The 25,506-nt window shown below is 64.0% G+C and carries 26 protein-coding genes and 1 pseudogene; 16 read left to right on the forward strand and 11 right to left on the reverse strand.

The genetic code is table 11. The annotated features are described in order from the left end of the window. Positions 1-27: 27 nt before the first annotated feature. Positions 28-1,113, reverse strand: coding sequence for a hypothetical protein (locus BLS26_RS04400; RefSeq protein ID WP_092508765.1), 1,086 nt, complete (start codon positions 1,111-1,113; stop codon positions 28-30). A 239-nt stretch (positions 1,114-1,352) separates the two neighbouring features. On the opposite strand from BLS26_RS04400, the gene BLS26_RS04405 reads away from it, so the two are divergent. Next, positions 1,353-2,408, forward strand: coding sequence for a patatin-like phospholipase family protein (locus tag BLS26_RS04405; protein WP_092508767.1), 1,056 nt, complete (start codon positions 1,353-1,355; stop codon positions 2,406-2,408). Between the two features lie 127 nt (positions 2,409-2,535). On the opposite strand, the gene BLS26_RS04410 is transcribed toward BLS26_RS04405, so the two are convergent. Then, entirely contained in the window at positions 2,536-2,964 is a 429-nt protein-coding gene (locus BLS26_RS04410) for a CBS domain-containing protein (protein WP_092508769.1), read from the reverse strand. Between the two features lie 209 nt (positions 2,965-3,173). Further along, complete coding sequence (locus BLS26_RS04415) at positions 3,174-3,971, reverse strand: rhomboid family intramembrane serine protease (RefSeq protein WP_092508771.1); 798 nt, start codon at positions 3,969-3,971, stop codon at positions 3,174-3,176. A gap of 300 nt (positions 3,972-4,271) precedes the next feature. Between BLS26_RS04415 and BLS26_RS04420 the strand changes: the two are divergent. Together BLS26_RS04420 and BLS26_RS04425 are read left to right on the forward strand one after the other, a co-directional pair. Then, a pseudogene (locus tag BLS26_RS04420) lies at positions 4,272-4,563 on the forward strand (GIY-YIG nuclease family protein). 505 nt (positions 4,564-5,068) lie between these two features. Further along, complete coding sequence (locus BLS26_RS04425; RefSeq protein ID WP_092508773.1) at positions 5,069-5,623, forward strand: PAS domain-containing protein; 555 nt, start codon at positions 5,069-5,071, stop codon at positions 5,621-5,623. 207 nt (positions 5,624-5,830) lie between these two features. Here BLS26_RS04425 and BLS26_RS04430 read toward each other — a convergent pair whose 3' ends face one another. Both BLS26_RS04430 and BLS26_RS04435 read right to left on the reverse strand, forming a co-directional pair. Beyond that, a complete protein-coding gene (locus BLS26_RS04430) occupies positions 5,831-7,210 on the reverse strand; it encodes a HAMP domain-containing sensor histidine kinase (protein ID WP_092517609.1) in 1,380 nt (459 codons plus the stop codon). 5 nt (positions 7,211-7,215) lie between these two features. Next, complete coding sequence (locus tag BLS26_RS04435) at positions 7,216-7,890, reverse strand: response regulator transcription factor (protein WP_092508775.1); 675 nt, start codon at positions 7,888-7,890, stop codon at positions 7,216-7,218. Between the two features lie 330 nt (positions 7,891-8,220). Here BLS26_RS04435 and BLS26_RS04440 point away from each other — a divergent pair, with 330 nt between their 5' ends. The 4 genes from BLS26_RS04440 to BLS26_RS04455 all read left to right on the forward strand — a co-directional run bounded on the left by BLS26_RS04440 (position 8,221) and on the right by BLS26_RS04455 (position 11,648). Next, positions 8,221-8,799, forward strand: coding sequence for a class I SAM-dependent methyltransferase (locus tag BLS26_RS04440; RefSeq protein WP_092508777.1), 579 nt, complete (start codon positions 8,221-8,223; stop codon positions 8,797-8,799). 10 nt (positions 8,800-8,809) lie between these two features. After that, positions 8,810-9,469 carry a DedA family protein gene (locus BLS26_RS04445; protein ID WP_092508779.1) on the forward strand — a complete coding sequence of 220 codons (660 nt, stop codon included), beginning with the start codon at positions 8,810-8,812 and terminating at the stop codon, positions 9,467-9,469. Between the two features lie 314 nt (positions 9,470-9,783). Further along, positions 9,784-10,605 carry a UDP-2,3-diacylglucosamine diphosphatase gene (locus tag BLS26_RS04450; RefSeq protein ID WP_244542066.1) on the forward strand — a complete coding sequence of 274 codons (822 nt, stop codon included), beginning with the start codon at positions 9,784-9,786 and terminating at the stop codon, positions 10,603-10,605. Further along, complete coding sequence (locus BLS26_RS04455; RefSeq protein WP_092508781.1) at positions 10,605-11,648, forward strand: glycosyltransferase family 1 protein; 1,044 nt, start codon at positions 10,605-10,607, stop codon at positions 11,646-11,648. The genes BLS26_RS04450 and BLS26_RS04455 overlap by 1 nt, the downstream gene beginning before the upstream one ends. Before the next feature lie 323 nt (positions 11,649-11,971). Here the strand turns inward: BLS26_RS04455 and poxB are convergent, their stop codons facing one another. Continuing rightward, positions 11,972-13,708 carry a ubiquinone-dependent pyruvate dehydrogenase gene (gene poxB, locus BLS26_RS04460; RefSeq protein WP_092508783.1) on the reverse strand — a complete coding sequence of 579 codons (1,737 nt, stop codon included), beginning with the start codon at positions 13,706-13,708 and terminating at the stop codon, positions 11,972-11,974. A gap of 78 nt (positions 13,709-13,786) precedes the next feature. Next, positions 13,787-14,560 carry an enoyl-CoA hydratase-related protein gene (locus tag BLS26_RS04465; RefSeq protein ID WP_092508785.1) on the reverse strand — a complete coding sequence of 258 codons (774 nt, stop codon included), beginning with the start codon at positions 14,558-14,560 and terminating at the stop codon, positions 13,787-13,789. A 158-nt stretch (positions 14,561-14,718) separates the two neighbouring features. Between BLS26_RS04465 and BLS26_RS04470 the strand changes: the two genes are divergently transcribed. From BLS26_RS04470 to BLS26_RS04480, 3 genes are all read left to right on the forward strand, one after another. Beyond that, a complete protein-coding gene (locus BLS26_RS04470; protein WP_092508787.1) occupies positions 14,719-15,111 on the forward strand; it encodes a hypothetical protein in 393 nt (130 codons plus the stop codon). Positions 15,112-15,174: 63 nt separating this feature from the next. Further along, on the forward strand, positions 15,175-15,357 hold the full coding sequence (locus tag BLS26_RS04475; RefSeq protein WP_092508789.1) for a DUF1059 domain-containing protein: 183 nt from the start codon (positions 15,175-15,177) through the stop codon (positions 15,355-15,357). Between the two features lie 115 nt (positions 15,358-15,472). Further along, positions 15,473-15,769 carry an antibiotic biosynthesis monooxygenase gene (locus BLS26_RS04480; RefSeq protein ID WP_092508791.1) on the forward strand — a complete coding sequence of 99 codons (297 nt, stop codon included), beginning with the start codon at positions 15,473-15,475 and terminating at the stop codon, positions 15,767-15,769. Positions 15,770-15,809: 40 nt separating this feature from the next. Here BLS26_RS04480 and BLS26_RS04485 read toward each other — a convergent pair whose 3' ends face one another. Beyond that, positions 15,810-16,961 (reverse strand): zinc-binding dehydrogenase, encoded by a 1,152-nt coding sequence (locus BLS26_RS04485; RefSeq protein WP_092508793.1) that lies wholly within the window; start codon positions 16,959-16,961, stop codon positions 15,810-15,812. Between the two features lie 285 nt (positions 16,962-17,246). Between BLS26_RS04485 and BLS26_RS04490 the strand changes: the two genes are divergently transcribed. Continuing rightward, positions 17,247-17,864, forward strand: coding sequence for a PilZ domain-containing protein (locus BLS26_RS04490; protein WP_092508795.1), 618 nt, complete (start codon positions 17,247-17,249; stop codon positions 17,862-17,864). 97 nt (positions 17,865-17,961) lie between these two features. On the opposite strand, the gene BLS26_RS04495 is transcribed toward BLS26_RS04490, so the two are convergent. Then, positions 17,962-18,582, reverse strand: coding sequence for a hypothetical protein (locus BLS26_RS04495; protein ID WP_092508797.1), 621 nt, complete (start codon positions 18,580-18,582; stop codon positions 17,962-17,964). Between the two features lie 223 nt (positions 18,583-18,805). Between BLS26_RS04495 and BLS26_RS04500 the strand changes: the two genes are divergently transcribed. The 3 genes from BLS26_RS04500 to BLS26_RS04510 all read left to right on the forward strand — a co-directional run bounded on the left by BLS26_RS04500 (position 18,806) and on the right by BLS26_RS04510 (position 20,974). Next, on the forward strand, positions 18,806-19,342 hold the full coding sequence (locus BLS26_RS04500) for a heme-binding protein (RefSeq protein ID WP_197681312.1): 537 nt from the start codon (positions 18,806-18,808) through the stop codon (positions 19,340-19,342). 474 nt (positions 19,343-19,816) lie between these two features. Further along, complete coding sequence (locus BLS26_RS04505; protein ID WP_092508799.1) at positions 19,817-20,446, forward strand: transglutaminase-like cysteine peptidase; 630 nt, start codon at positions 19,817-19,819, stop codon at positions 20,444-20,446. A gap of 264 nt (positions 20,447-20,710) precedes the next feature. After that, the gene (locus BLS26_RS04510; RefSeq protein WP_092508801.1) at positions 20,711-20,974 is read left to right on the forward strand and encodes a hypothetical protein; all 264 of its coding nucleotides are present in this window, start codon (positions 20,711-20,713) and stop codon (positions 20,972-20,974) included. A gap of 209 nt (positions 20,975-21,183) precedes the next feature. Here the strand turns inward: BLS26_RS04510 and BLS26_RS04515 are convergent, their stop codons facing one another. After that, positions 21,184-21,579 (reverse strand): hypothetical protein, encoded by a 396-nt coding sequence (locus BLS26_RS04515; RefSeq protein WP_092508803.1) that lies wholly within the window; start codon positions 21,577-21,579, stop codon positions 21,184-21,186. Positions 21,580-21,824: 245 nt separating this feature from the next. Next, positions 21,825-22,922 (reverse strand): ATP-dependent Clp protease proteolytic subunit, encoded by a 1,098-nt coding sequence (locus BLS26_RS04520; RefSeq protein WP_092508805.1) that lies wholly within the window; start codon positions 22,920-22,922, stop codon positions 21,825-21,827. Positions 22,923-23,152: 230 nt separating this feature from the next. Between BLS26_RS04520 and BLS26_RS04525 the strand changes: the two genes are divergently transcribed. Both BLS26_RS04525 and BLS26_RS04530 read left to right on the forward strand, forming a co-directional pair. Continuing rightward, positions 23,153-23,809, forward strand: coding sequence for a hypothetical protein (locus BLS26_RS04525; protein ID WP_157676293.1), 657 nt, complete (start codon positions 23,153-23,155; stop codon positions 23,807-23,809). Between the two features lie 172 nt (positions 23,810-23,981). Next, a complete protein-coding gene (locus tag BLS26_RS04530) occupies positions 23,982-25,460 on the forward strand; it encodes a S8 family serine peptidase (protein ID WP_092508809.1) in 1,479 nt (492 codons plus the stop codon). The last annotated feature ends 46 nt before the right edge of the window (positions 25,461-25,506 follow it).

A 25,506-nucleotide genomic window follows, 5' to 3' on the forward strand; every position in this document is an offset into this window, starting at 1 on the left:
ACCGGATGCAAGAAATTAGCGAAACAATTAGCGCGCGACGACTTCGACCTCGCCATCGACGCCGTTGACGACGTTGAACGGGCGCTCGAACACCTTGCCTTCGTTCTTGGCGATGGCGCGGTATTCGCCTTCGGACAATACCACGCGCGGAAACGCGCCGATCGATTCCTTGATCACGTCGCCGCCCGGCGTGATCACCGACCATGCTGTGTTGGCGAGCGCCTCGCCGCCCTTGTCGCTGACAAGCTTGAGCGTGATGACGGCGGCGCGGTGGGTCACGATCACATCCGTCAACTTGCCGGCCTGGACGCGGATGTCGGAGCGCACAACGGAATTAGCGTCGCCGTAGTTGGAGATGATGTAGTAGGTGCCCTCCGGCAGCAGCGCGACATCACCGGCGGAAACGTTGGGCACCAGCGCGCCGCGCTCGGAGGTCTCGAACTGGCTGCCCTTGTAGATCGCGAACGAAATCTGGTTCTGCGGGATTTTGCTGGTGCCGACGCGACCTTCGATGCGCAGGCCGCCGGCCGGCAGCACGAAGGACTCACGGTCGGTCTCGGATTTCAGGCTCACTGCGCGCACCGCGCTGACGAGGCCCAGCGCAACGTGAACGACGTAGTTGCCCGGCGGCAGCACGATGTTCGGGGTCGCGCCGCGATCCTCGCGGATCAGCTTGAAGGTGCCGGTCTCGTCGGGCTTGTCCGAGAACACCCGCCATACCAGCCCGTTATTGATAACAGGCAGATCCTTTCCGTAGCGCGCCGTCAGCGACAGCACCGCCTGGCCTGCGGTCGAAGCTCCCGGCGGCGGCGTGGACGGCGGGACCGTCGCGATCGACGGCGGGATGATGGTGGGCTGGGTCAATGGCGCGGGAAGGCTCGGTGGGATAGCTGCCGCGCCGGAGGGGGGCGCCAGATTCAACGCAGGGCCACCCGGTGCATCCGGAATCGCGGTCGGCGGGACCGGCGGCGGCCGGTCCGAGAACATCTGGGCGGAGACTGGCGTGGGAACCAGCGAAACCAGCCCCAACGCGAGCGTAACGGCAAGCGCCAGCCCCGGGAAAGGCCGCCCGGCCCGCCCGTATCCACCGATCCCGTTACCCCTCGAAGTCATGGGCATGCTTTTCACTGAAAACGCGGCAAATTCAAGCCTCCTGCGCCGCCGTGGGCTCTCCAAGGAGGAACCCGCGGGAACTTCCGCGGTTAGCTCGGCGGGTCGCGGTCCAGTCACAATGCCTGCCTACGCCGGTTTTGTCCGGCATAAACCATGCAGGATAAATTTTGGGCGATACCGTAGGCGATTCTGGCAGGACCGCGCCGCGGCGAATATCTTGAGGCCGCAGGAGAGTTGTAGTGTTGGATAATTGGATGGGCCGCGGCCAAAAGGGCTCGGACGGCCACGACAAGGTTGGCCTCGGCACGGTCCGGCGGCCGGTGATCGGGCTGGCGTTAGGTGGCGGCGCCGCCCGCGGCTTCGCCCATATCGGCATCGTCAAAACCCTGACGGCCCATGGCATCCTTCCCGACATTGTTGTGGGGACCTCGATGGGCGGGGTTGTCGGCGGCGCCTACGCGGCCGGGCGTCTCGACCGGCTGGAGGCCTGGGCCCGCAACCTGCAGCCGCGAAACGTTCTCTCCTATCTGGATATCCGCCTCAACGGCTCCGGCCTGATCGGCGGCACCAAACTCGCCGCCGAGATCGAGGCCACGTTGGGCGAGTACCGGATCGAGGACCTGCCGGTGAAGTTTGCCACCGTCGCCACCGAGGTTCGTACCGGGCACGAGATCTGGCTGACGCATGGCCGCATGGTCGATGCGATGCGCGCTTCCTACGCTTTGCCCGGCATATTTGCGCCGGTCCTGATCGGCGACCGCTGGCTGGTCGACGGCGCGCTGGTCAATCCGGTGCCGGTATCGGCCGCGCGTGCGCTCGGCGCCGAGATCGTGATCGCCGCCAATCTCTCCAGCGACGTCTTTACCCATTCGACGACGATTTTTTCCCATGGATCCACCGCCGCCCCCTCGGCATCTGCCGCGGTCGAGACTGTGCCCGAACCGGCGCCGAAACGGGGGCTCGGCAAATTCTTCTCCGCCGAGCGCACCATGAAACGCGAATTCTTTGGCAGCGACGGACGGCCGGGCATCTCCACCGTCATGGTCGACGCCTTCAACATCATGCAGGACCGCATTACCCGTGCACGGCTGGCCGGCGATCCGCCGGATCTGTCGATATCGCCCCGCGTCGGACAGATCGGCTTTTTCGATTTTCACCGCGCCGACGACCTGATCGCCCATGGCGCGCGCGCCGCCGAACGGGCGATCGACTCGATCCGGGAAGCGATCGGCATTCTGGCGCCCGCGGCGGCAGAGACAGGCACGGCCGCTAACAAGGTGACGGGGCAGGAATAGCGCTCGCTTTTGTTTTGACGCGTTTTCTACCGCAGATAAGTCTACGCAATCTGCGCAAGCTTGATTGCTACGTGAACCGGCATCCACCCTCGGATCAAGTCCGAGGGCATGCTGCGTTCGAAAACGCTCAGGCCGTCTTGATGTAGTCGCGGAGCGCTTCCTGCTCGGTCTCGTATTCCTTGACGCGCCATTTGACGATGTCGCCGATCGAAATCAGGCCGACCACCTTGCCGTCCTCGATCACGGGCAGATGCCTGAATTTGCCGAGCGTCATCATTTCCATGATGCCGCTCACGGTGTCGGACTGCCTGCAACTGACGACCTTGCGCGTCATGACGTCGCTGACGGATTCATCGAGCACCCTGGCGCCGCGCTCACCGAGCACGCGCACGATGTCGCGCTCCGAGAGAATGCCCTCCAAGCGCCCCTGGTTCATCACCAACACGGCGCCGATCTTGCGTTCGCCCAGCAACTTGATCGCAGCCGAAAGTTTGGCGTCCGGCCCCACGCTCAGGATTTGATGGCCTTTGGTGTCGAGAATGGATCGTACCGTCATTGTCGTCTCCCTGAATCCGCTCGCGCCCCAAAGGGCCCGACTTGTTCGCGAGTCTTCAATCAACAGTTCCACGCCATTTTCGTTGCAAGCAGCTTCAACGTTTCAGGGCGTGGTCTACAACCGCGGCTGTCTTGCACGGCAGCAGCCGTTGGCTTGCGTTACAACCTGCAAAGATGATGGATGAAATCGCCCTGCGCTGCAAGCGGCGATCAGACGCGGCCTGTTCCGTCCGGCGACGACGCATCCGCAGCATGCGGCACCGCCCGCGGCACGGGGTCGAACAGCGAGAACAGCATCAGGCCGGCAAGAAATCCGCCGATATGCGCCTGCCAGGCGACGCTGGCGCCGTCGGCGCCGATCGCAATCGAGCCGACGCCAAAGATGATGTTGACGCCGAACCAGACCGCAAGAAACCCGAGCACACGCGTGTTGCGCAGCGCATCGGCCAGCGACAGCGCGGGAACCCTGGCCGCAGCTTCCGCATCGCCCCGGCTGAACGACAGGAAGCTGCCCTGCACGAAGGCAAACCGGATAGCGGCCGCCATGGTGCCGGATACCGACGCCGAGGCGCCGATCATCGGTGCGATCGCATGCTCATGGGTGAGCAGATGCGCCACCGCGCCGGCCGCCGCCGTCACCGCCATGAACACGAAGAACCTGATGGCGCCAAACCGGCGCGCCAGCGCGCTGCCGAATGGCAGCAACCACAGCACGTTGAACCCGATATGGCTGAGATTGGCGTGCAGCAGCGAATAGGTGACGAAGGTCCAGACCTTGGCGCCGGCACCGCCGGGAAAGGTGATGTCGAGCAGCGTGGAATCATAACGCTTCGGGATGAAGCCGAAGACGTCGATGGTCCAGTTTTCCGCCTCCGGCGGCAACAGCACCCGCAAATGAATCAGCGCAATCAGCGCGACATAGGCCGTCAGCGCACCGGGCAGCGTCAGGATCGGCTCGCTCGGGCGCTCCGGCGGCAACTCCAGATGGGATTCAGGCGGGGAGTCCAAGGGTCCGGAACCTTACGAGGCGGTTTTGAGGCGTTATCAGCCCAGATAGGCGGCTTTGCCCGCCCTGTGCAAGTGCACAAAATCGGGGCCGCGATGAAGTTCATGGGTCCCGGCTCTGCGGCGCACCGCCAAGAGGTGCTGCACCGCGTCCGGGACACGTTACCTGCACGGAGGACCCCGTGTCCCGGACGCGACGCGGCACACAGTGACGCGACGCAGAGCCGGGACCCAGAAATTGTCAATGCACCGCAGTTTTGCCAAATTGTGAACCGAGCGGGCATTGATCAAGGTTTGATCTCCATGGACGGATCGTTCTTCGTCTACATCCTCGCGAGCCAAAGAAACGGGACGCTTTATGTCGGCGTCACCAACAATTTGGCGCGGCGTATGTCAGAGCATAAGGCCAAGCTCGTTCCCGGCTTCACGGAAATACGGTGTCGAACTCCTCGTCTATTTCGAGGCATTCGATTCCATTCTTGAGGCCCGCGCCCGAGAACATTCCCTGAAGCGGTGGCGTCGTGCCTGGAAAATCAAGCTGATCGAAGAATTCAATCCCGGTTGGTCTGATTTGACCAGCCAACTCAATTCTTGAGGTGATGTTCGCGTGTCCCGGACGCGGCGCAGAGCCGGAACCCAAACAGGCCAGATGTGGGTCCCGGCTCTGCGGCGCACCGCTAAGAGGCGCTGCACCGCGTCCGGGACACGAGAGGGGAGTTTCGGCGGATCAAAGAAAAAGGCAGAGCGCTGAGAACGCTCTGCCTTGTCTCGCCGATCTTTTCGCGCCCCGGAGCCGGGATCAGATCCCCACCCCTCCCCGCGCGATGACCAAACTGTTTGACGCCACCTGTGTACCAACCGCGCCGGTCTGGATAAGCCGGCGCCGTCTGATGCGTTCCACTCTACGCAGATCACATCGCGATCGCCAACCTCGTAGTTAATTTAACCTTAACGTCGCAAAGCCGCGCCCCAGGCGGCCAAAACGCGTCGGCGGCATGGACGCTGCAAAGCCTGTCCTGCACAACAACCGAGGGAAGGCGCGTGCACGAAAGCGGGACAGAAGTGTCCGGCCGGAGGCAGGCGCGGGGCAAGGCCTTACAATGAAACATCCATCAAGCCGCGGCTTCTTCGCCTATTGGGACGCGCAACGCGGCGACGCCCGCGCACCGGACCGCAGCGAAATCGAACCGGGCGCGGTGCGCGAACTGCTCGGCGATATCTTCGTGCTGTCCTACGACAACGACGCCGGCTACCCGTTTCGTGTCGCCGGGACGCGGGTCTCCGCCCTGCTCGGCCGCGACCTGAAGGACGTCGGCTTCTCGACGCTGTTTGCACCTGACGCCCGCCGCGAAATCGAGGACGTCATCAGCTATGTTGCCGAGGAAATGCTGGCAGCGATTGCCGGCATCACCGCAACGGCGGCAGACGGCCGCACCGCGCATCTGGAATTATTGCTGCTGCCGTTCAACAACCGGGCTCACGCGCCGGTCAGCCTGACCGGCTCGCTGGCGCCGTTCGAAGACGATCTCGGCACGCTCCGCGATTTCAAATTGACGTCGTGGCGCTATCTGCACCGGCCCGAAAAGCTGGTGCCCCGCGCCTTGCGCAAACTCGCCATCGCGCGCGGCTTCATGGTGTATGAGGGCTTGCGCTAGGCAGCGGCCAGGACGCTGGCCAGGGTTATTCCGCGATTCACATTTCAAAAAGCCGGAGACGGCGCAGCTCCGCGTCCTCGCGGCGCGATGCGCCCGACGGGAAACCCGCCCTGCAACTGCGCTCGCACCGACGCTGCCGCGTCCACCGCTCCCCGCCCCACCAACATCTTGGGTTGATTTGCCCGTCGGGCGGCGGTTGCTACGCTGCTAGGTCGCAAAGGTGAGAGGGACCTCAGCCGGCGGAAACACCATGCGCATGCAGGCGCCGCCGGAGGGCGCGCGATCGGCTTCGACGTGACCGCCGTGCAGGCGCATGATGCTCTGCACCAGGTCGAGGCCGAGGCCCGCGCCGCGTCCGCCCTGATGCAGCCGATGGAACGGCTCGAAGATCTGCTCGCGCTCCTCGGGCGGGATCCCGTCGCCGTCGTCGCAGACTTCGATGCAGCGATCATTCGTCACCCGAACCAGGATCGTGCCGCGCCGCTGCCCGTGGTCGAGGGCGTTTTGCACCAGATTTGTAAGGGCACGTTCGAGCGAGGTCTGGTCGCCTGCCACGACAACGGTTTCATCCTCGTGATCAAAGGACATTTCATAGCCCGCTGCGAAGGCCAGCGGTGCCAGATCGAGAACCACCCGCCGGGCGACGCCGACGAGATCGACGGCAGCGAACGCGTCCGTTCCCTGGTCGAGGCGTTGTAGATCCAGAAGCTGGCCGGCCATGACACTGAGGCGGGTGGCGTCCTCGAGCAGAAGCGTCTTCTCCGGTCCGGCCTCAAGCGAAGACACCCGTGTTGAGAGAATTGCGATCGGGGTCCGAAGCTCATGCGCGGCGTCGGCGAGAAAGCGCCGGTGGCGCTCGTAGCCCTTGTCGAGACGGCCGAGCGCGTCGTTGATGGCCTTCACCAGCGGGGCAATCTCGATCGGCACCTCGTCGAGGGGCAGCTGCACGCCGCGCTGGTCGATGTCGATCCGCTCGGCTTGCGCCGCAGCCTGACCGAGGCCCTTCATGGCCCGGCGCACCACGAATGGCGTCGCGACCAGCGTGGCCAGCGTCATCAGAATGATGATCGGCAGAACCACGTTCAGGAACAGGAGCGGTGTGCCTGCCAGCGCCCGCCACATTGAGAGCTGACCGTATGTTCCAGTGAGGATCTGGACCCGTCCCGCAGCGGTGTCGACCCATTTGACGAGCCCCGAGGGCGGCGAGGCTTCCGCCGCATTCCATCGGAGCCGTGCGTCGCTCACATGATCGAGCGCGACGGCGATCGCTGCGAATTGCGGCGGCACCGTGCCTTCCGAGAGCTTGTGGCCCTCGGTGTCGCGGATGACGAACCAGAGGTCGGGGTGTTCGGATCGAATGGTCGACAAATCGGGCGTTTGACGCAGGGTCAGTCCGCCGGACGCGTCGCGCACGACCGCGTCCTTCAGCGCATCGAGGGTGCTGCTTTCATAGTCGTCGAGCAGCAACCCGGCGCGCAACAGCACGATCGCGGCGAGCCCGATCAGCAGGATCAGCAGCGTCAGCATGATCGCCTGCAAACTCGCGAGGCGCCCAACGAGGCGCCAAGTGAGGGAACGCGGTCGCAGCGCGCTCACGGGGTCTCCCGCAACACATAGCCGAGGCCGCGAACGCCGTTGATCGTCACGCCGGCGTCGGACTCCGCGAGCCTGCGGCGCAAGCGCGACACATGCGAGTCCAGCGCGTTGGGCTGAACCTCGTCGTCGAGACCGTAAACCGCCTCCATTAGTGCGGAGCGCTGCACCATGCGCCCTATGCGATGGGCGAGCGCCTCAAGCAGCAGCAATTCGCGACGCGGCATGTCGAGCGGCCGTCCGTCGACACTCGCCTCGCGATGGCCGAAGTCGAACGACATGCGGCCGATCCGCGTGACATCGTTCTGCACATTGGCAGGACGGCGCAACAGCGCTCGCAACCGTGCCAGCAACTCCTCGAACGCAAACGGCTTCGCGAGATAATCGTCCGCGCCGCTGTCGAGGCCGGACACCCGGTCTGCAAGCTCGCCGCGGGCGGTCAGCACCAGCACCGGCACCGCGTTGCCGCTCTCGCGCAACTTCGCAATCAGTGACAGGCCGTCGCCGTCCGGCAGCCGGCGATCGAGCACGATCGCGTCGTAATTGCCCTCAGCGGCGATCACCTCGGCTTCGGACAGATCCGGCGCATGATCGACGAGCACGTCATGGCGCGCGAGCGCTGCACGCAGCGCCGTGACCATTTCCGGCTGGTCCTCCACCAACAAAACCCGCATCCGCAGCCTTTTCCTCGCACCCGCTCTTTATCGCGTCTGCCGACTTTACGTCCAAATCATTGCGGCAACCTTGCGGCCCATCAGGCGAAAACGTCGCGGGTGATTTTTCCAGGACACGCATTCGCGACAGACTTGCGCAATGTTCGCGTGAGACTGAAGGCCACCTGTCGGGCCTGGCTTGATCATCCTGCTGCGCCGGACACTGCTCAACCGGCGGGAGCCGTCCGCTTTCGATGGCGGACACCTGCAAGCGGAAAGACACGTGAATGGCCTCGTTACCCAACCATCGCCGCGGATCCGGCCGCGCTTTCATCGTCCGGGAGATCCAGCATGTCGGCTGCTGACATCCTGCCGTTCTTCCGCGCGTGGATTCGCAATCCGCTGCGCGTCGCTGCGGTCGCGCCGTCGGGTCCGGCCGCCGCGTCGCTGATGACGCAGGAGATCACGGCCGAGACCGGCCCTGTCATCGAGCTTGGCCCCGGCACCGGCGCGTTCACCCGCGCGCTGCTTGGTCGCGGCGTCAGGCAACAGGACCTGACGCTGGTCGAATACGGCTCCGATTTCATCCCTCTACTGCAGCGACGCTTCCCCGGAGCACGGGTGCTGTGGATGGATGCGGCGTGGCTGCACAGGGAAAAGCTGTTCAAGGGGGCGCCGGTCGGTGCCGTCGTCAGCGGGCTCGGGCTGCTCACGATGCCGCCGGAAAAAGTCCTGGCCATCCTCGGCGGCGCGTTTGGCTATCTCCGCCCGAACGGCGCGTTCTACCAGATCACCTATGGCGCGCGCTGTCCCGTCGCCGACGTGATCCTGGATCGTCTCGGCCTGCAGGCAACCCCCATCGGGCAGACCTTTCGTAACCTGCCGCCGGCCTCGGTGTACCGGATCAGCCGCCGCCACCCCCACGCTTGATTGAGGCATCATGGACACGTCGAACACAATTACACTGTTTCTGAACTTCGGCCTGCTGGGCGTTGGCTGCCTGGCGGTCGCCGAGAAGTTCGTTCCGCTGTTTCCCTCCTACGTCCTGCTGATGCTCCTCGGCCTGACGGTTCCAGACGGCACGATGCTCGCCATGACCATCATGGCGACAAGCGTTGGATCCGTGGTCGGGGCGATCGGCTGGTACGGGCTTGGCCGGGCGCTCGGCTCGCAACGCATCGAGGGGCTGGTGACACGCTATGGAAAGTACGTGCTGCTGCGGCCATCGCTGTATCAGCAGCTGACCAACGCCTATCGCGGTAACCATTTCTGGGTGACGCTGATCGGCCAAACCTTGCCCACCGTGCGGATCTATCTGGCCTTGCCGGCCGGCGTGCTGCGGTTGGAGCCGCGCGCTTTCGTTGCCGCCACGACGATCGGTACCGTGATCTGGAACATGCCGTTCCTCAGTCTTGGCTACGCGCTGCGCGGCAGCAGCCACGATCCGGTCGGCATCGGCTTCTGGGTGGTGGCCATCCTCATCGCCGTGGAGGTCGCGATCATCCTGGGATTTCGCGTCTACCAGCGGTCGGTCGCGCCGCTTCGCCTCGCGCCGTCACGCGCGATCGCTGCCCCTGTGCCGGCCGAGGAGGTTGCATGAGAGTCCTGTTGTCCCGCCTCAGACCCGGCTCGCATGCCCTTGAGCGTGTCATCGCAACGCTGCTGACCTTGCTCGCGAGCTATCAGTTCGGTGTCGCGGCGTCCGACGGTCGGCATCGGAGCGCCGAACTTGCGCTGCTTGCGTTTGTCGTCGGCGTCTATTGGCACCACTCGATCTTCAGGCGGCGCGCCAACCGCGACGTGGCGAAAGCCGTCGCGGGCTTGGCGGAGGCCGCAGCGATGGCGTTTCGGCGCGAGGAGCCCGGCGGCGACCGGTTGGCCCAGCCGAAGCGCGGGCCGGACACCGACCATCGCATGGACGAGGCCCGCGCTTCGCCGCACGATGTCATCAAGGTCAGGAGCCTGTTTGTTTCCGACGTCCATCTTGGGACCAGAGGATGTCAGGCCGACAAGCTGATCGACTTTCTCCGCCACCATGACGCCGAAACCCTGTTCCTCGTCGGCGATATCGTCGACGGCTGGTACCTGAGGTCGAGCTGGTACTGGCCGCAGGCGCACAATGCGGTCGTGCAGGAACTGGTGGAACTCGCGCGCCGCGGCAAGCGGCTCGTCTACGTTGCCGGCAATCACGACGAGTTCGTGCGCGACTATGTCGGCTCGACCTTTGGCGGTGTCGAAGTGGTCGAGCACGCGATCCACCGGGGGGTCGATGGCCGCGACTACCTCGTCGTCCACGGCGATCATTTCGATCTCGTCGTGCGTCACGCCCGATGGCTCGCCCTTCTCGGCGACTTTGGCTACCGCACAGCGCTCGCTTCCAACGTTTGGCTCAACCGAATCCGGAGCCGGTTCGGACTTGCCTATTGGTCGTTCTCGTCCTGGGCGAAGTTGCGGGTCAAGAATGCGGTCAACCACATCGGCCGTTTCGAGGAGGTGCTGTCGTCGGAAGCAAGGCGCTACGATGCCCAGGGCGTGATTTGCGGCCACATCCACCACGCAGCGATGCATGACGATTTCGGCATTCGCTACATCAACACCGGTGACTGGGTGGAATCCTGCACGGCCGTCGTCGAGCACCATGACGGCCGGTTCGAGATCATCAGGTGGACCGAGGCCCGGCCACACCGGATGTCCGGCGAGGCGCGCGTGGTGCCGTTCGCGAAGGCGGTCGCCTGATGCGCGTGCTGGTGGCAACCGATGCCTGGCGTCCGCAGGTCAACGGCGTGGTTCGCTCGCTGGAATATCTCGCCAGCGAAGCACCCTCGTTCGGCGCTGCTATCGACTTCCTCACGCCGAGCGATTTTCGCACCGTGCCGCTGCCCGGCTACCGGGAGATCCGCCTTGCGCTCGCCTCGGCAGGACGGATAGAGCGCGCGATCACCAGGATGCGCCCGGACTCGGTGCACATTGCGACCGAAGGGCCGATCGGGTGGATGACGCGCTATGTCTGTCAGACGCGCGGCTATCCGTTCACGACTAGCTATCACACCCGCTTTCCCGAATATCTGGCAGCGCGGTTACCGGTGCCGCCGAAGTGGAGCTATGCGGCGTTACGCCGCTTCCACAACAGCAGTGACGGCACCATGGTTGGCTCACCGACGCTGGAGCAGTCGCTCAAGGCGCATGGCTTCCGTAACCTGATGCTGTGGTCGCGCGGCGTCGATGCCGAGCTGTTCCGTCCCCTCACCGAGCGGCCGCTTGCCTTCCCGGCGCCGGTGTTCCTGTATGTCGGCCGCATCGCGGTCGAGAAGAACCTCGAAGCCTTCCTCAACCTCGACTTGCCGGGCTCGAAGGTCGTGGTCGGGGACGGGCCGTCGCGCGCCAACCTGCAATCGCGATTTCCGCAGGCACACTTTCTCGGCACGCGGACCGGGAAAGCGCTTGCCGATGTCTACGCCTCGGCCGATGTCTTCGTCTTTCCAAGCCGGACCGATACGTTCGGGATGGTGATCCTCGAGGCATTGGCGTGCGGTCTGCCGGTCGCGGCATTTCCGGTGATGGGACCGCTCGACGTCATCGGCAAGTCGGGCTGCGGCTGCCTCGATACCGATCTGCGCCGTGCGGCGCTGGCTGCACTACAGGTGCGGCGTGAAGAATGCCGGGCCTACGCCTTGACCTTCACCTGGCGCGAGAGCGTGCGGCAGTTCCTCGACAACACCAGACGGGCGCACGGCGTGCAGGCCGAAGCTGCGCGGCCGTTGCTCGCGAACACGTGTTGACGTCATACAATTCGGTCCCTCGATAGTCCTGCTCGACGATCCGCTTCAGGCGCCGCAGCGCCATGCGCCAATTGAACGAGGGCGCAATCCCGAGGCGGGAATGCCGGTTAGCTGCTGGCGGCTCTGTCCGGTGAGCCGTCGCCGACAGCCGCTTCGCGTCATCCAACAAGGCTTGGAATTAGGGAATTACGGTGACAGTGCACTTAATTGATTGATCCTGCCTGTACGTGCCATATCGCGCGAAGACCGCACTTGAACAGAAGGGATCGAGCGGGACATTTGGTGCACTGTCGCCGTAATATATGAAGGCTTGCGCTAGCGTCTTACCGCGGCAGCAAGTTGGTCTTCGCCAGATCGAGAACCTCGTCGCCGCGACCGCTCATCACGGCGCGGAGCACCCACAGGCTGAAGCCCTTGACCTGCTCCACGGTGATGGTCGGCGGCATCGACAATTCCTGGGTCGCCGTCACGACGTCGAGCACGGCGGGACCGTCATGGGCCAGCACGTCGCGGATCGCGTTCGCCAGATCGCCGGGATCCTCGACCCGCACCGCATGAATGCCCATGGCGCGGGCCATCGCCGCAAAATCAGGATTTTGCAGATCGACGCCGGTTTCGATGAAACCGGACGCCTTCATCTCCAGCGCCACGAAACCGAGCACGCCGTTGTTGAAGATCACCACCTTCACCGGCAGCTTCATCTGCGTCAGCGTGATCAGGTCGCCCATCAGCATGGCAAATCCACCGTCGCCCGACATCGAAACCACCTGCCGCCCCTTCTGTGAGGCCTGAACGCCGATCGCATGCGCCATCGCATTGGCCATCGAGCCGTGGACCCAGGAGCCGACGAGGCGCCGGCGGCCGTTCATTTTCAGATAGCGCGCGGCCCAGATGGTGGGGGTGCCGACGTCGGCGGTGAACACGGCGTCGTCGGACGCCTGCTCGCTCAATAGGCGCGCCAGATATTGCGGGTGGATCGGCTTCTGGCCGGGCGTGCCGCGGGCAAGTTCGTCGAGCCCGGCGCGGGCTTTTTTGTAATGGGCCACGCTGTCATCGAGATGCTTGCTGTCGCTCTTCGCCTTCAATTTTGGCAGCAGCGCGTCGATCGTCGCGCCGACGTCGCCGACGAGACCGAGGTCGAGCTTGCAGCGGCGACCGAGATTTTCCGGCCGGATATCGACCTGGGCGATCTTCGCATCAACAGGCAGAAACTGCTTGTAGGGGAAGTCCGTCCCCAGCATCAGCAACACATCACAGGCATGCATCGCGGCATAGCCGGACGAGAAGCCGATAAAGCCGGTCATGCCGACATCATACGGGTTGTCGTACTCGACAAACTCCTTGCCGCCGAGCGCATGCACCATCGGGCTCTTGAGCATCTCGGCAAGCTTCATCAGGCCGTCATGGGCGCCGGCACAGCCGCGACCACAGAACAGCGTGACCCGTTTGGCGCCGTTCAGAAGTTCGGCCAAGGCCGTCAGTTCGGATTCGGCCGGCCGCACGACGGGTGCTGCCGGCAACAGACCGGCGTTCGGCGAGATGCCGCGTTTCGGCGCCGGCCGCAAGGCGACGTCGCCGGGGATGACGATGACGGCGACACCGCGTTTGCCGACGGCGGCGCGAATGGCGTTCTCCAGAACGTAAGGAAGCTGCGCGGGGTCGGAAACCAGTTCGCAGTAGTGGCTGCATTCGCGAAACAGATCCTGCGGATGCGTCTCCTGAAAATAACCGCCGCCGATTTCGGCCGATGGAATCTGCGCCGCGATCGCCAGCACCGGCGTGCGGCTGCGGTGCGCATCGAACAGGCCGTTGATGAGATGGAGATTGCCGGGACCGCACGACCCCGCACATACCGCGAGTTCGCCAGTGATCTGCGCTTCACCCGCGGCCGCGAAAGCCGCCACCTCTTCATGCCGGACGTGAATCCAGTCGATCGTCCCGCGTTTGCGCAGCGCGTCGGTCAGGCCGTTCAGGCTGTCGCCGACGACGCCAAAGATGCGCTTGACGCCGGCCTGGGCGAGGGTCTCGGCAACGAGGTCCGCGACATTGTCGATCCGCATGGCTGCCTGTCCTTTCGATATCGCTTCGACAGGTCCATGATGTTCGCTGCGATACGTCAGCGCAAGTAACGAGCGCGTTCAGCGTCCGCTGAAGCGCGCCGCGCGCTTTTCGAGGAAGGCCTTGCGCCCCTCCACGGCATCGGCGCTGGTGCGGATTTCTGCCTGCGTCTCGATCTCGCGCCGGAACTGCTCGGCATAGGTCGCATGTTCGCTCTCGTCGAGCAGGCGGCGTGTCGCCACCAGCGCGCGCGTCGGACCGTTCGCAAGCTTGTGCGCCAGTGCCAGCGCGCCGTCCAGCAAGCCTGCATCGTCGAACACCTCGCGGACCAGCCCCCATTCTTTTGCCAACTCGGCCGAGAGCGGTTCATTGCTCAGCATCAGTTCGAGCGCGCGCTGCCGGCCAACGAGGCGCGGCAACAGCCAGGTCGAACCCAGATCGGGGACCAGCGCGATCCGGCTGAACACCTGAATGAAGCTCGCCGAACGCGCCGCGACGATCATGTCGCCGGCCATCGCAAGGCTGAACCCGCCGCCCGCCGCCACGCCGTTGACCGCCATCACGATCGGCACGCGGCATTCGCGCAGCGCCTTGAATGTCGGCCAGTAGTAACGCATCACGCCGGCGACGATGTCGTCGCCGAGGATTTGCGCAGCCTTGAGATTTTGGCCCGAGCAGAAGCCACGGCCGGCGCCGGTCAAGACCAGCGCCCGCACCTGCGGATCGTCGGTCATTTCGCCAATCGCGATCGCGAGATCGCCGAGCAGGTCGGGCGTCATCGCATTCAGCGTCGCCGGCTCGTCCAGTGTCAGCACGCCAACGGCATCGGCGCGTTCCCGCTTCACTCCCGGCATCTCATTCCTCCGCCCTCTGGCACTTTTTGGGGCCGACCCGACCGGGCACAGCAGTAACCCTAATGGTACTCAAACAACGCACCGATGAACAATCGGCTCAAGCGGACTTGACCAAAATCGCCGTTCCCAGAGATACTTCGGCATATTGGAAGTGAGCTATGTTTGAGATCGGTATTATCAGCCTCATTGTTCTGGCGGTATCCTATTGGGCGGTCCTGTGGGTGATGGGCCGTCGCGAAGACGTTTTGCACGGTGAATTCGTCGAGGGCAAAGCAAAGCCCGGCGAGCCCGTCCGGGCGACTTCCCCCGAGCCGCTGGTTCGGCCGATCTTCCCGGAGAGCCCCGCGTCTTCGGAACGCCCCAAGTTTCCGGAACGAACTGCGTTTCCGACCCGCTCGGCGTTGCCCGAATGGCCTCTCCTTCCCGAACCGCTGTTGCGCGAGCGGCCCGCACGGGCGACCGTTCCCGAGCAACCGGCGTTTCAGCCGGAACGGCTTCAGCAGCTGCTGGCCTCGATCAAGCAGGACCTGAACCAGCTGGTGCAGAAGTAGCCGGCGCGCGCTCAACAAGTTGAAGCAGGGCATTGGCATAGACACGTGGCGAGGGAGGCAGGCATGGGTAGAATGTTCGTGGATTGCCGGGATTATCCGAGCGAGATGAACTGCACGGTCGCCATTTCGGCCGATACCAAGCAAGAACTTCTGGAAGCGGCGGTACAACACGCGGTCGCGGTGCATCGTCACCAGGATAGCCCGCAATTGCGCCATGAACTGGCAAAGATGATCAAGACACAGTAGGCGGCGCGGCTGGTTCGCGATTGCCACAAGGCGGGCAGCGCAGGCTTGTGCTGTCATGTTGCGAATGCGCAACGCGATTGATCTTCGTGAAAGTCAATGTACTGGGGAGAACACCGTGGCCGCTTTCAACGCTGTGCGTTTTCGGGTGAAGCCAGGGCGCGATCAGGAGTTTCTGGACGCGCACAAGACAATTGGAGCAACCTGGCCGGGTCTGATGCATGCCAACATCATCAAGACCGGCGAGCGCTCCTACTGCATCATCGCCGAGTGGCAAGACATGGACGCGTGCATCCATGCGCGGCCGGAAATGATCTCCACCCTCAATTCTTTTCGCGATACGCTCGAAGACCTGGGTGGCGGTCTCGGAGTGACTGATCCGGTTGCGGGTCCGGTTATCCTGTCTTTGAAATAGCGGCGACAGGCGGCGCCCTGACGCAACCGGCGCTGCATCATCATTCCACCAGTTCCGGCCACGGCACGATGGTCGACTTCACCGTCTTCATCGCCATCGCGTCCGCCACCGCCTGCCCGATGCCTTCCTCCGTAAACGGATAGATCGTCTGCATGTCGAGCCAGGGATATTTGTTGCGCGTGCGATAGAGCATGTCGACGCCGAGCGGCAAATCGTTACCGGTGAATCCCCACGAGCCCAGCACGTTGATATCCTTGGTGCAGATGCGGTGCCATGACGTGTTGATCGAACCGGCGTCGGTGAACTGGCCCATCTCGACATAGGTGCCGCCGTCGCGCAGCATCTCGATACCCTCAGGCCCGGCGCTCGGATGGCCGGAGCAATCCATCACCAGATCGGCGCCGAAACCGCCCACGATGTCGCGCACCGCCTTGATGCGTTGTTCCGGCGTCTTGAACTGATCGATATCGACAGTCGCCTCGGCGCCGAACTTGCGCGCCAGCACCAGCCGCGGCGTTTCCGGCCCGCCGACGCAGATCACCCTGCCCGCACCCATCTCCTGCGCGGCGGCGACGGCGAGAATTCCGATCGGGCCGGAGCCCTGGATCACCACTGTGTCGCCCCAGCTAAACCCACCGGCGCGCGTGGCGCGGTTGAAGGCGCGGATGCAGGACGTCAACGGCTCCGACAATGCACCAAGCCGCAGCGACATGTCGTCGGGCAATTTGTAGATCTTGGTGCCCGGCAATTCGCCGAGATCGACATAGACATATTCGGCCCAGCCACCCCACAGATGCGGCGCCTTGTCGAAGCCGAGATAGCGGCCGTAATAGACCGGCGTCAGGCACTTGTTGGCACTCTGCGGATAATGGATGCAGTAATAGCACTGGCCGCACGGCATCAGCGGCGGGATCATCACCTTCGATCCCACGGTGAGCGGCTTGCTCATGAAGTCTTCCTTGAACTCGGAACCGACTTCGACCAGCACGCCGCCGATCTCGTGGCCGAGTGTGAACGGCCACGGCAACGGTTTTGGCCAATGACCTTTCAGGATATGCAGATCGGTGCCGCAGACTCCGCAGGCACCGACCTTGATCAGCGCGCCCTTGTTCGGAATTTTCGGCCACGGCACGGTGCGGATGACCGGTTGCGCGCCGGGTCCATCATGGGTGCATACGCGAATGGGCTCCATGGCATTTCCTCCGGCCCGTCCGTGATTTCTTGCGGCGATTGTTGATTGTCGTTGCGCGGGCAACGCGAGCCTATGTGAAGCAGGCCGGGATGCCAATTTATGCCTGGCGGCGGAAGCCCTGCCGCTCTGATGCAAGGCTATGATGCCTGGCAACGCGGGAACTTGTGGCCCGGCGACCGCACGCCGCGTGATGCTCACCCTTGATGCAACCGCTGCTAACCACTCGTTAACCCTGTCGGCCTTAGGGTCAATTTGACGCCGAAGGTCCGGCTGTCTGGTGGCCAGATGTCGTTTGCGCAGAAGAAATCACCTACGGTACCGTCCGCGCAGGAGCGACGGCGCTTTCAGCGCGTCAAGGTCCACCTGCTCGGCCGCTACATGCTGCCCGACCGCCGCGAATTTCCTTGCCAGATCATCAATATGTCGCCCGGGGGCCTCGCTCTGCTGGCGCCCGGCATCGGCAATGTCGGCGACCGCGTGATCGCCTATCTCGACCATATCGGCCGGGTCGAGGGCCGCATCACCCGCATCATCGACAACGGCTTTGCGATGACGGTCGGCGCCACCGCCCGCAAGCGCGACAAGCTCGCCGCCCAGCTCACCTGGCTCGCCAACCGCGATATCCTCAATCTGCCGGAAGACCGCCGCCACGATCGTATCGTGCCGCGCAACCCGATCGCACTGATGACGCTGGAGGACGGCAGCAAGATGACCTGCCGGATCATCGACCTGTCGCTGTCGGGTGCGGCGATCGCCGCCGAAAACCGCCCGCCGCTGAAATCGCTGGTCATGCTCGGCAAGGTCCAGTCGCGGGTGGTGCGCAACCTCGAAGAAGGCTTTGCGCTCGAGTTCGTCCACGAACAGAATGGCGACACGATCGAGGACGCGGTTACCTCGCGATAAAGCCCGGCTGGGTTTCTCTTTTTTGACGCGTTTTCTTTACGCGAACCGGTGCCCACCCGCGGATCAAGTCCGAGGGCATGCTTCGCTTGAAAACGTTTTATTCCCCCTTCTTCGCCGGCTTCGACAGATAGTCCTTTGACTGCGCCTCGCTCTTCAGCGGCGTGACCTTGTCCGGGTCGATCCGCACCATCAGATAATCGATGTGGTCCTCGATCTTCGTGAACCAGTGTCCGGTGCCGGCCGGAATGACCACGACGTCGCCGGCCTTGATCTCGTAGGCAATGCCATCACGAACTTCGGAGCCGTTGTTGCCGGGCCCGTTGAACTCGACGACGGTACGCATGGTCGCCGGCCGCCGCTGCCGGTTGACGATATCGGGACCCAGCACCAGCGTCGCCGCCCCCGAAACCACATGATAGACCTCGCTGATCTGGTCATGTTCGGCGACGGAATCCGGATTGGGCTTGTCGAGCTTGCCGCGATGGACCATCCCGATGCCGATATTGGCTTTGCCGATATCGATGTCCCGCACCTGCTGGTCGAGCAGCTTTTCGTCGAGCGCCTTTTTGGTATAGGCCTCGAGCTCGCTGACGGGAATGTTGGTGCCCGGGCACATCTGGCAGGTCGGTTGTGGATCGGTGGGATTGATCTTCCCTTGCGCCTGCACAGCTACGGTCAGGCACAGCCATGCCGGCAAAATCCAGACGGACCGTTTCATTCAAGCCTCCCTGTTTTTTACCCATGGATGCACGGGTACGGCGCTTTGCCAAGCACTGATTGGGACGTCGGCGAGACCGGGCTCACACCGCAACCGATATATCCAGCCGGATAGCGCGATAAATCATTCGTGCCTCGGAATGAGCCGAAAGACACGCTATCGTTGCGGCGCCCCGGAACGGCTCAGGGCCGGGGCCGAAAAACAAACCCTTTGGGAGGATTGAATGCGTCGTCTGATTGCGCTGGCAAGCGTTGTATGCGTTGCGCTCTTGATGGGCACGGGAGCCTTTGCCCAGGTACCGCCCAACCCCGACAATCCCAACGATACGGTTCCGGACGGGTTGACGCCGCCGCCCTATGGCGAGCCGATCAACCTTGAGACCGCCAAGATGGTGGCCGCTGCCGCCGTCGCGGAAGCGACCAAGCGCAACTGGAATGCGTTCTGCGTGGCGATCGTGAACCCGAGCGGCGAGCTCGTCTACTTCGAGAAGCAGGACAACTGCCAATATGCCTCGATCGGGGTCTCGCAGCACAAGGCCCGCACCTCGACCCGCTATCGCCGTCCAACCCTGGTGTTCGAAACGCTGATCGGCAAGGGACCCTACTTTGCCTACTTGACGACCCTCGATGATGTCATCGCGTCACGCGGTGGAAATCCGCTGATGTCCGGCGGCAAGGTGGTCGGCGCCATCGGCGTCAGCGGCGGCTCCGGTTCGCAGGACAATGTGGTGTCGCTGGCCGGTCAGGCCGCTCTCAAATAGAGAGGGCCGCTCGAACGACGCTCCGCCGGGGTTTCGATCCCGGCGGCTGTACCGCCGCCTCGAAATCTCCAAGCAGGGCGTCGCCAAAGCGCGCCCGCGAACAATTAAGTGCCCCGCTCGTAGACGCGGTTACCGCGCGGTAAAGCGCCAAACGCGCGAAATCAGCCGTTTTAGACGACCCGAAGCCACCCGCCGCCCGGCTGAAGCCCGCTTTTGCCCGGTCCGATGCCTGCAAGATGCGGTTAATGCCGGCAGCCTTTGCGCCAGGATCCGCCACTGCCGCAGCGCGCGGCGCGTTAATGCATAAAATTTGAATCAATTGCAGTTGTTTCAAATTTTAATCGAATTCGATTCAAGTATAGATCGAATTTTCGGCAGCTTTTACTTGTATTCGCGTCAAATGTACTTGCCTGATTTAGGCGCGCCGCAAAACCTCTGTGCAAAACATGGTCCCAACAAGAAACGGGGGCCACAATGTTGTTCAGGGGACAGGGGAAGGGATTGGCGGTCGTCGCCATCCTGATGGGAGTGAGCGCTTCAATGAGCGTCCCGGCGAAAGCCGCCGACGCCCTCTATGCCAGCCTCGGCGAGACCACACGTTCGCCGATCGGATGGGTCGAATTCTGCGCCGAGAATCCCGGCGAGTGTCGCGGCGGTGCATCCCAGCCGCGCGATATCGTGATGTCGCAGACGGCATGGCGGGATCTGGTGCGTGTCAACAAGTGGGCGAACGAGACCATCAAGCCGATCACCGACATGGATCATTGGGGTGTGATCGAGAAGTGGTCGTTGCCGACGGACGGTTACGGTGACTGCGAGGACTATGTGCTTCTGAAGCGCAAGATGCTGATGGACGCCGGATGGCCGCGCGAAGCGCTGCTGATCACGGTGGTGCGCGACAAGAAGGGCGAAGGCCATGCGGTGCTGACCGTGAAAACAGACAAGGGCGAGTTCGTTCTCGACAACCAGAACGAAAACGTCGTGGCGTGGACCGAGACCGGCTACCGCTTCGTCAAGCGTCAGTCGCAGAGCGATCCCAATGTATGGGTCTCGCTCGGTGACAACCGCCCGGCGCTCGCGACCGCCTCGTCACGCGATCGCTAACGAACAAGGAATTACGAACCCGCGACCCGGTCACATCCCCACCCCTCCCCGTCCCAGACCGGTTCGCGCGCGGCCAGCCTTCCCCCAAAGGCTGGCCGCATCTTTTTGTGCCGCGGTCATCGCCAGTGTGGAATATCCGCAACGCTCGAGGTTCTTCTTTGCGAAATCCACAAGTGCGCGCGCATGCGCTGAAGACATTCACGTCACTCCGCGCCATGCTGACGACTCGTTTCGGAGCAAAGCTCTGACGGACGGGGATCCGCAATGCGGCATGCTTTACTTGTCAATCCGTTCAACTCGAACTCGGGCCCAAAGCCCGCTACCAGCCCCAATGCCAGTCAGCGCGACACACGGTTCGCGCCGGTGTGTGCGCGCTGCCAGTCGGACGATCTCGTCTGTCATGCCATCGCGCAGTGGAGCAACCGGTCGCAGCAATGGGAACTGGCCAACACCTTCGACCAGCCGGTGCACTGCAATAGCTGCGACAGCCAATGCACCGTGGCCTGGCAACCGCTGAACTGGCGCTAGCGATTCGACCTGCCGCCGGTTGGTTGCGCGCCAGGCTGCCGCGGATCCGTTGCCGACCGTGCGCCGGCTGCCGAAAATCCTTTGTCAGCGCGGAGGCTTCCGAGCTGGCCACCCCCGCTTGCGACCCGCAAGCGGTCGTCCAGCGTATCCGCACAAGCTAAGGGGCTCGCGGATCCGAGCCCCTTAGAGTCTCCGTCGGGTAGACTTGCTCAATGCCGGCCAGGAAGACGAACCTGCACGATGTGGGGCGTCGGGACCGTATGCACCGGTACCGTGTTCGCCGGGTGGGCGCCCAGATACGTCACGTTGCCGTACTGGCCGCTGTGCGACGGATAGGTGTACGGCTTCGCGCCACCGAGGAACGTCACGTTGCCCATCTGGCCGTTATGGCTCGGCAGGGTCGTCGGCCGCCCCCCGAAGAACGTCACGTTCCCCATCTGGCCGTTGTGGCTCTGGAACGTGTAGACCGGGCCGCCGCCGAAATACCTCACGCCGCCGTAGGAGTAGTTGGCCGCGGCGGCGGGCGACGACGTGGCCAGAATGGCCGCGCCCGAGAGGATCGTAGCAGCGAGGGTGGAGGTCAGAACTTTGCGCAGGATCGACATGGTAGTTCTCCTTCAGGTTAGGGCCGGCCAATCCGGCCTCCATTTCCAGAGACGGATGCGCCTCCGCTTTTTTGACCGGCGCGCGTCCTGCTGATTGAATTCTTTTCCGGCGGCTTCCGGACGAACGATGACGGCACGCTGCCGCGACATTCGGGAATTGCCGAAGGCCGACCGCGCAACAGCAAAACGCCGGCGGTCGATCCGCCGGCGCTGTGCCTGGACGCGTGAGCAAGGCAGTGGCTTTTCTATAGCGCACCCCCCGGATACACCGCCTGGGCGGCCTGCAGCACGGGCGCTGTGACGGGCGCCTGCTTCGCGGGCTGCGGCATGACGATCATCGTCACCACATGCTCACGCAGCAGCTCGCTCTTTTCGGGAAACCACATTCCCGAAGGGCTCGCGGCGTTGGCGCGCTGGGCGAAGGCATTGCTAAGGCCGAAGTGCTGCAGCCTCGCCGCTTCGCGGGCAATCGCGACCCGCTGGTCGTTCACGGTCATGCCGCGGAAATAAGGCTGGTGGAAGCCGAGCCTTGCCGTGGAGAGCAGATAACGCTGCTTGCCGCCGAGGAACACGATGGTGCAGGCAGACGCGCATTGCTGGGTGACGTAGGTCGACAGGCCCCGCGCGCGGATCAGGTCGGAGATCTTCTGGGCCTCCGCGATGCGCCCGCCGTTCGAGTTCAGCCGCACCGTGCGCACATTGTCCATCGCCTTCAGCATGGTCTCGAACTCCTTGGCCGTGCCGAACGAGATGCCGCCGGAAAAATCCAGCACGGTTCCGTTGTTGAGTACCTTGAACTGGTGCGCCGCGAGGCGCTTGTCGCCGGCCAGAATCTCGCAGATGCCGGAAGCCTGGGGGATCGCGACAAACAGGATGCTGTAGACCAGGTTGAGCATGCCGAGCGCGATCGTCGTCTTGGCGGCCCCGCCCCAGAAGCGCTTGCCGGCGCGACGGTAGGCCGAAGCCGCCCGCCATACGCCGATCCCCGCCCAGGTCGAAAACAGGGTGATCACGCTCCAGGTCAGTGCGAGCGAGGCGAGCCAGAGCAGCGGCTGCTCGGCCGCGTTTTTGTTGATCAGCGAAGCCAATACGCCGAACGTCGCGCCGACGCCGGCGCCCAGCAGCAGATGGTTGATCCAGTAGGAGCGCGGCAGCGAGAACTCGCCGCGCCAGTGCCGCGCGATGAAGTTCTGCGCCGGCTGCCGTGGCAGCGGCGGCGGCAGCGGAGCCGGCTCCTTGAAGGTGAGCCCGAGCGCCTCGGCAACGGCCAGTTCGCCGCCGTAGTTCGAGGGTGATGTTTCGACGGGCCGGCCCGTCAGCGAAAGATGCAGTGCGTGGGTCATTGGAGCGGTCCCTGTCGTTGGTGGTGGCGGGACCGGATGGGCCTTGAGGCCGTTTCCGTTCCCCTCGACAGGGCAAGACGGACGGCCGCGGACATTTTTGCGGGCCGGCCGGAAAATCCGCGGGGCGCGCCGCTGAAGAATTTTACCGGGGGCGCCACGAAAAAATCAGCGCCTGTCCGTCGATGGCGCTGGTGGACCGAATGGCCGGTCCCGATCAAATGGAGAAGACCATGTCCGATCTTGCAAAACTCTCGGCCGCTCTGGCCGCTACCGCCGTCATCGTGCTTTCCGCTTCGGCCGCGCACGCGACCGTCGCTGTCAGCGTCCCCAAGCCCACGATCAATATCAACGTGCCCAAGCCGACCGTCAGCGTCACGCCGATCAGCTCGTCGGTCAGGCCGGGCACGTTCGCGGGTAAGCCCGCGACCGTGCAGAACACGGTGTCGAACTGGCAGGGCCCCGCTGGCGCCGGCACGCAGAGCACCTCGATGATCTACCAGAACGGCAAGGTGGTCGGCGCCATCTCGTCGATTTCGAAATATCCCGCGACGTCAGCGCCCGGGCCGACGACGAACACCAGCCATCCGGCAACGTCGGCGTCCCATCCGGCCAACCAGCCGCAGACCGCCAAGCCAGCCCCGCCGCCTGCCCCGGCGAAACCGAAGATCACGTTCACGCCGGTGGAATATCCTGCGTTCACCGATCAGTACGGCACGGTGAAGGGCTACTATGTGAACGGAAAGCTGGTGTATGGCCTTGCCGGCCCGACCGGTGGCACGTGCGTGCCGACCATGGGCTATCAGGCCGCGGGTGGCGGCAGCGTGAGCTCGAATTACACCCATGGCTCCGTCTCCGTTCACGCGGTGCAGTGCTACATCAAGAGCTGATGCCTGCATCGCGACCGACGGCAAGTCTCGCCCGGGAAGAGAGAGGGATCGGCAATCACTCTCTCTTCCTCGCCGCAGCCGCGGCATTGTCTGGATCGCGATACGCTGGCGTGGTAGGTCTATTTCGTAGTCCAAGGCATTTTTCAGGCCTCACTACTCGAGGAGCGTCCCGATGTTAGACGCACGATCCGTCAAGCGTCTCGTCTTGCTGGCGGTGCTGGGCGCAGCCGTCGGCTGCATCGCGATGCCGTCCATGGCCCAGATGGGCATGACCGAGCGATCGATCACGAGCAATGCCGTGCAGCAGGCCGTTGATTCCGCGCGCGACGGAAGCCGGCAACCCGCCGGCACCGCAAGCAAGAAGAGCCGCGCCAGCACGGACGAGAAGAAACCGGCCCAGGCCGCCAGGAAGGAAGGCAAGGCGACCAAGGAAGCCCAAAAGCCGGATCGTGGCACGCCGCAGCAAGCCACCCGCAATCCAAGCGGCATCCCACCGGCCGGCGAGCAGCGCTATGTACCCGACGAAGTCGTGATCGAAGTCGCGGGCGCCATGACCCCGCAGCAGCTTGGCGCGCTGGCGCAGCGGTTTCGTCTCACCAGTGTCGATTCCTTCAGCTTCCAGCTCGGCGGCACCACGCTGGCGCGGTTGAGGATTCCGGACCGCCGTTCGGTGACGACGGTCGTGCGCGCGCTGGAGACCGATGCCAGCGTGCTGTTTGCGCAGCCGAACTACCTCTATGCCCTGATCGAGACGAAGACGCCGGCGGCTCCCGGCGAGGCCGATCCGGCGTCATACGTGCAGGAAAAGTTGCGGCTTTCGGAGGCGCACCAGTTGGCGCGCGGCAACAAGGTCCTCGTGGCGGTGATCGATTCCGGTATCGACGTGTCGCATCCCGATCTCGCCGGCGACATCGCCGACAGCTTCGACGCGATCGGAACAGGCGTTGCAGTTCATAACCACGGCACTGCGATCGCGGGCGGCATTGCGGCCCACGGCCGTCTGCTGGGTGTGGCGCCATCGGCGCAAATTCTCGCGATACGGGCCTTCAGCGGCACCGGCCGTGCCGATAACGGCACGACTTTCGCCATCATGAAGGGACTGGATTGGGCGGTGCTGCACGGCGCGCGCGCCATCAACATGAGCTTCGCCGGTCCGCAGGATCCCGGCGTCACGCGGGGCCTCGCGGCAGCCTACGCCAAGAACACGATTCTGATTGCGGCCTCCGGCAACAAGGGCGCCAGTTCACCGCCATTGTTTCCCGCAGCCGACCCCAACGTCATCGCCGTGACGTCAACCGACAAGGAAGACCAGTTGCCCGCCTTCGCCAACCGCGGCCCGTATGTGGCGGTCGCCGCCCCAGGCGTCGACCTGATCCTGCTCGCGCCCAATGACGGGGTGCAGCGCATGTCCGGCACGTCGTTCTCGGCAGCCTATGTCACCGGAACGGTGGCGCTGATGCTCGAACGCAAGCCGGGACTGACGCCGGCCGCCGCGCGGCAAGCCCTGATGAAGAGCGCCCGGCGTCTCGAGCCCGTCGACGATCAGTCCGGCGCCGGTCTCGTCGACGCCTACCAGGCCGTTCTGTCGGTGGCGCCAGCGGAGGCGACTGAGACGATCGTGACGCCGACGCCGGCCGCGAACCGTCAGTAGGCACCGACCACGCGCGAACGCGCCCGATAAAAATGAAAAGACGGAA

Origin of the sequence: Afipia sp. GAS231 (genome assembly GCF_900103365.1) — a bacterium.
In the GTDB taxonomy this organism is placed as follows: Bacteria; Pseudomonadota; Alphaproteobacteria; order Rhizobiales; family Xanthobacteraceae; genus Bradyrhizobium.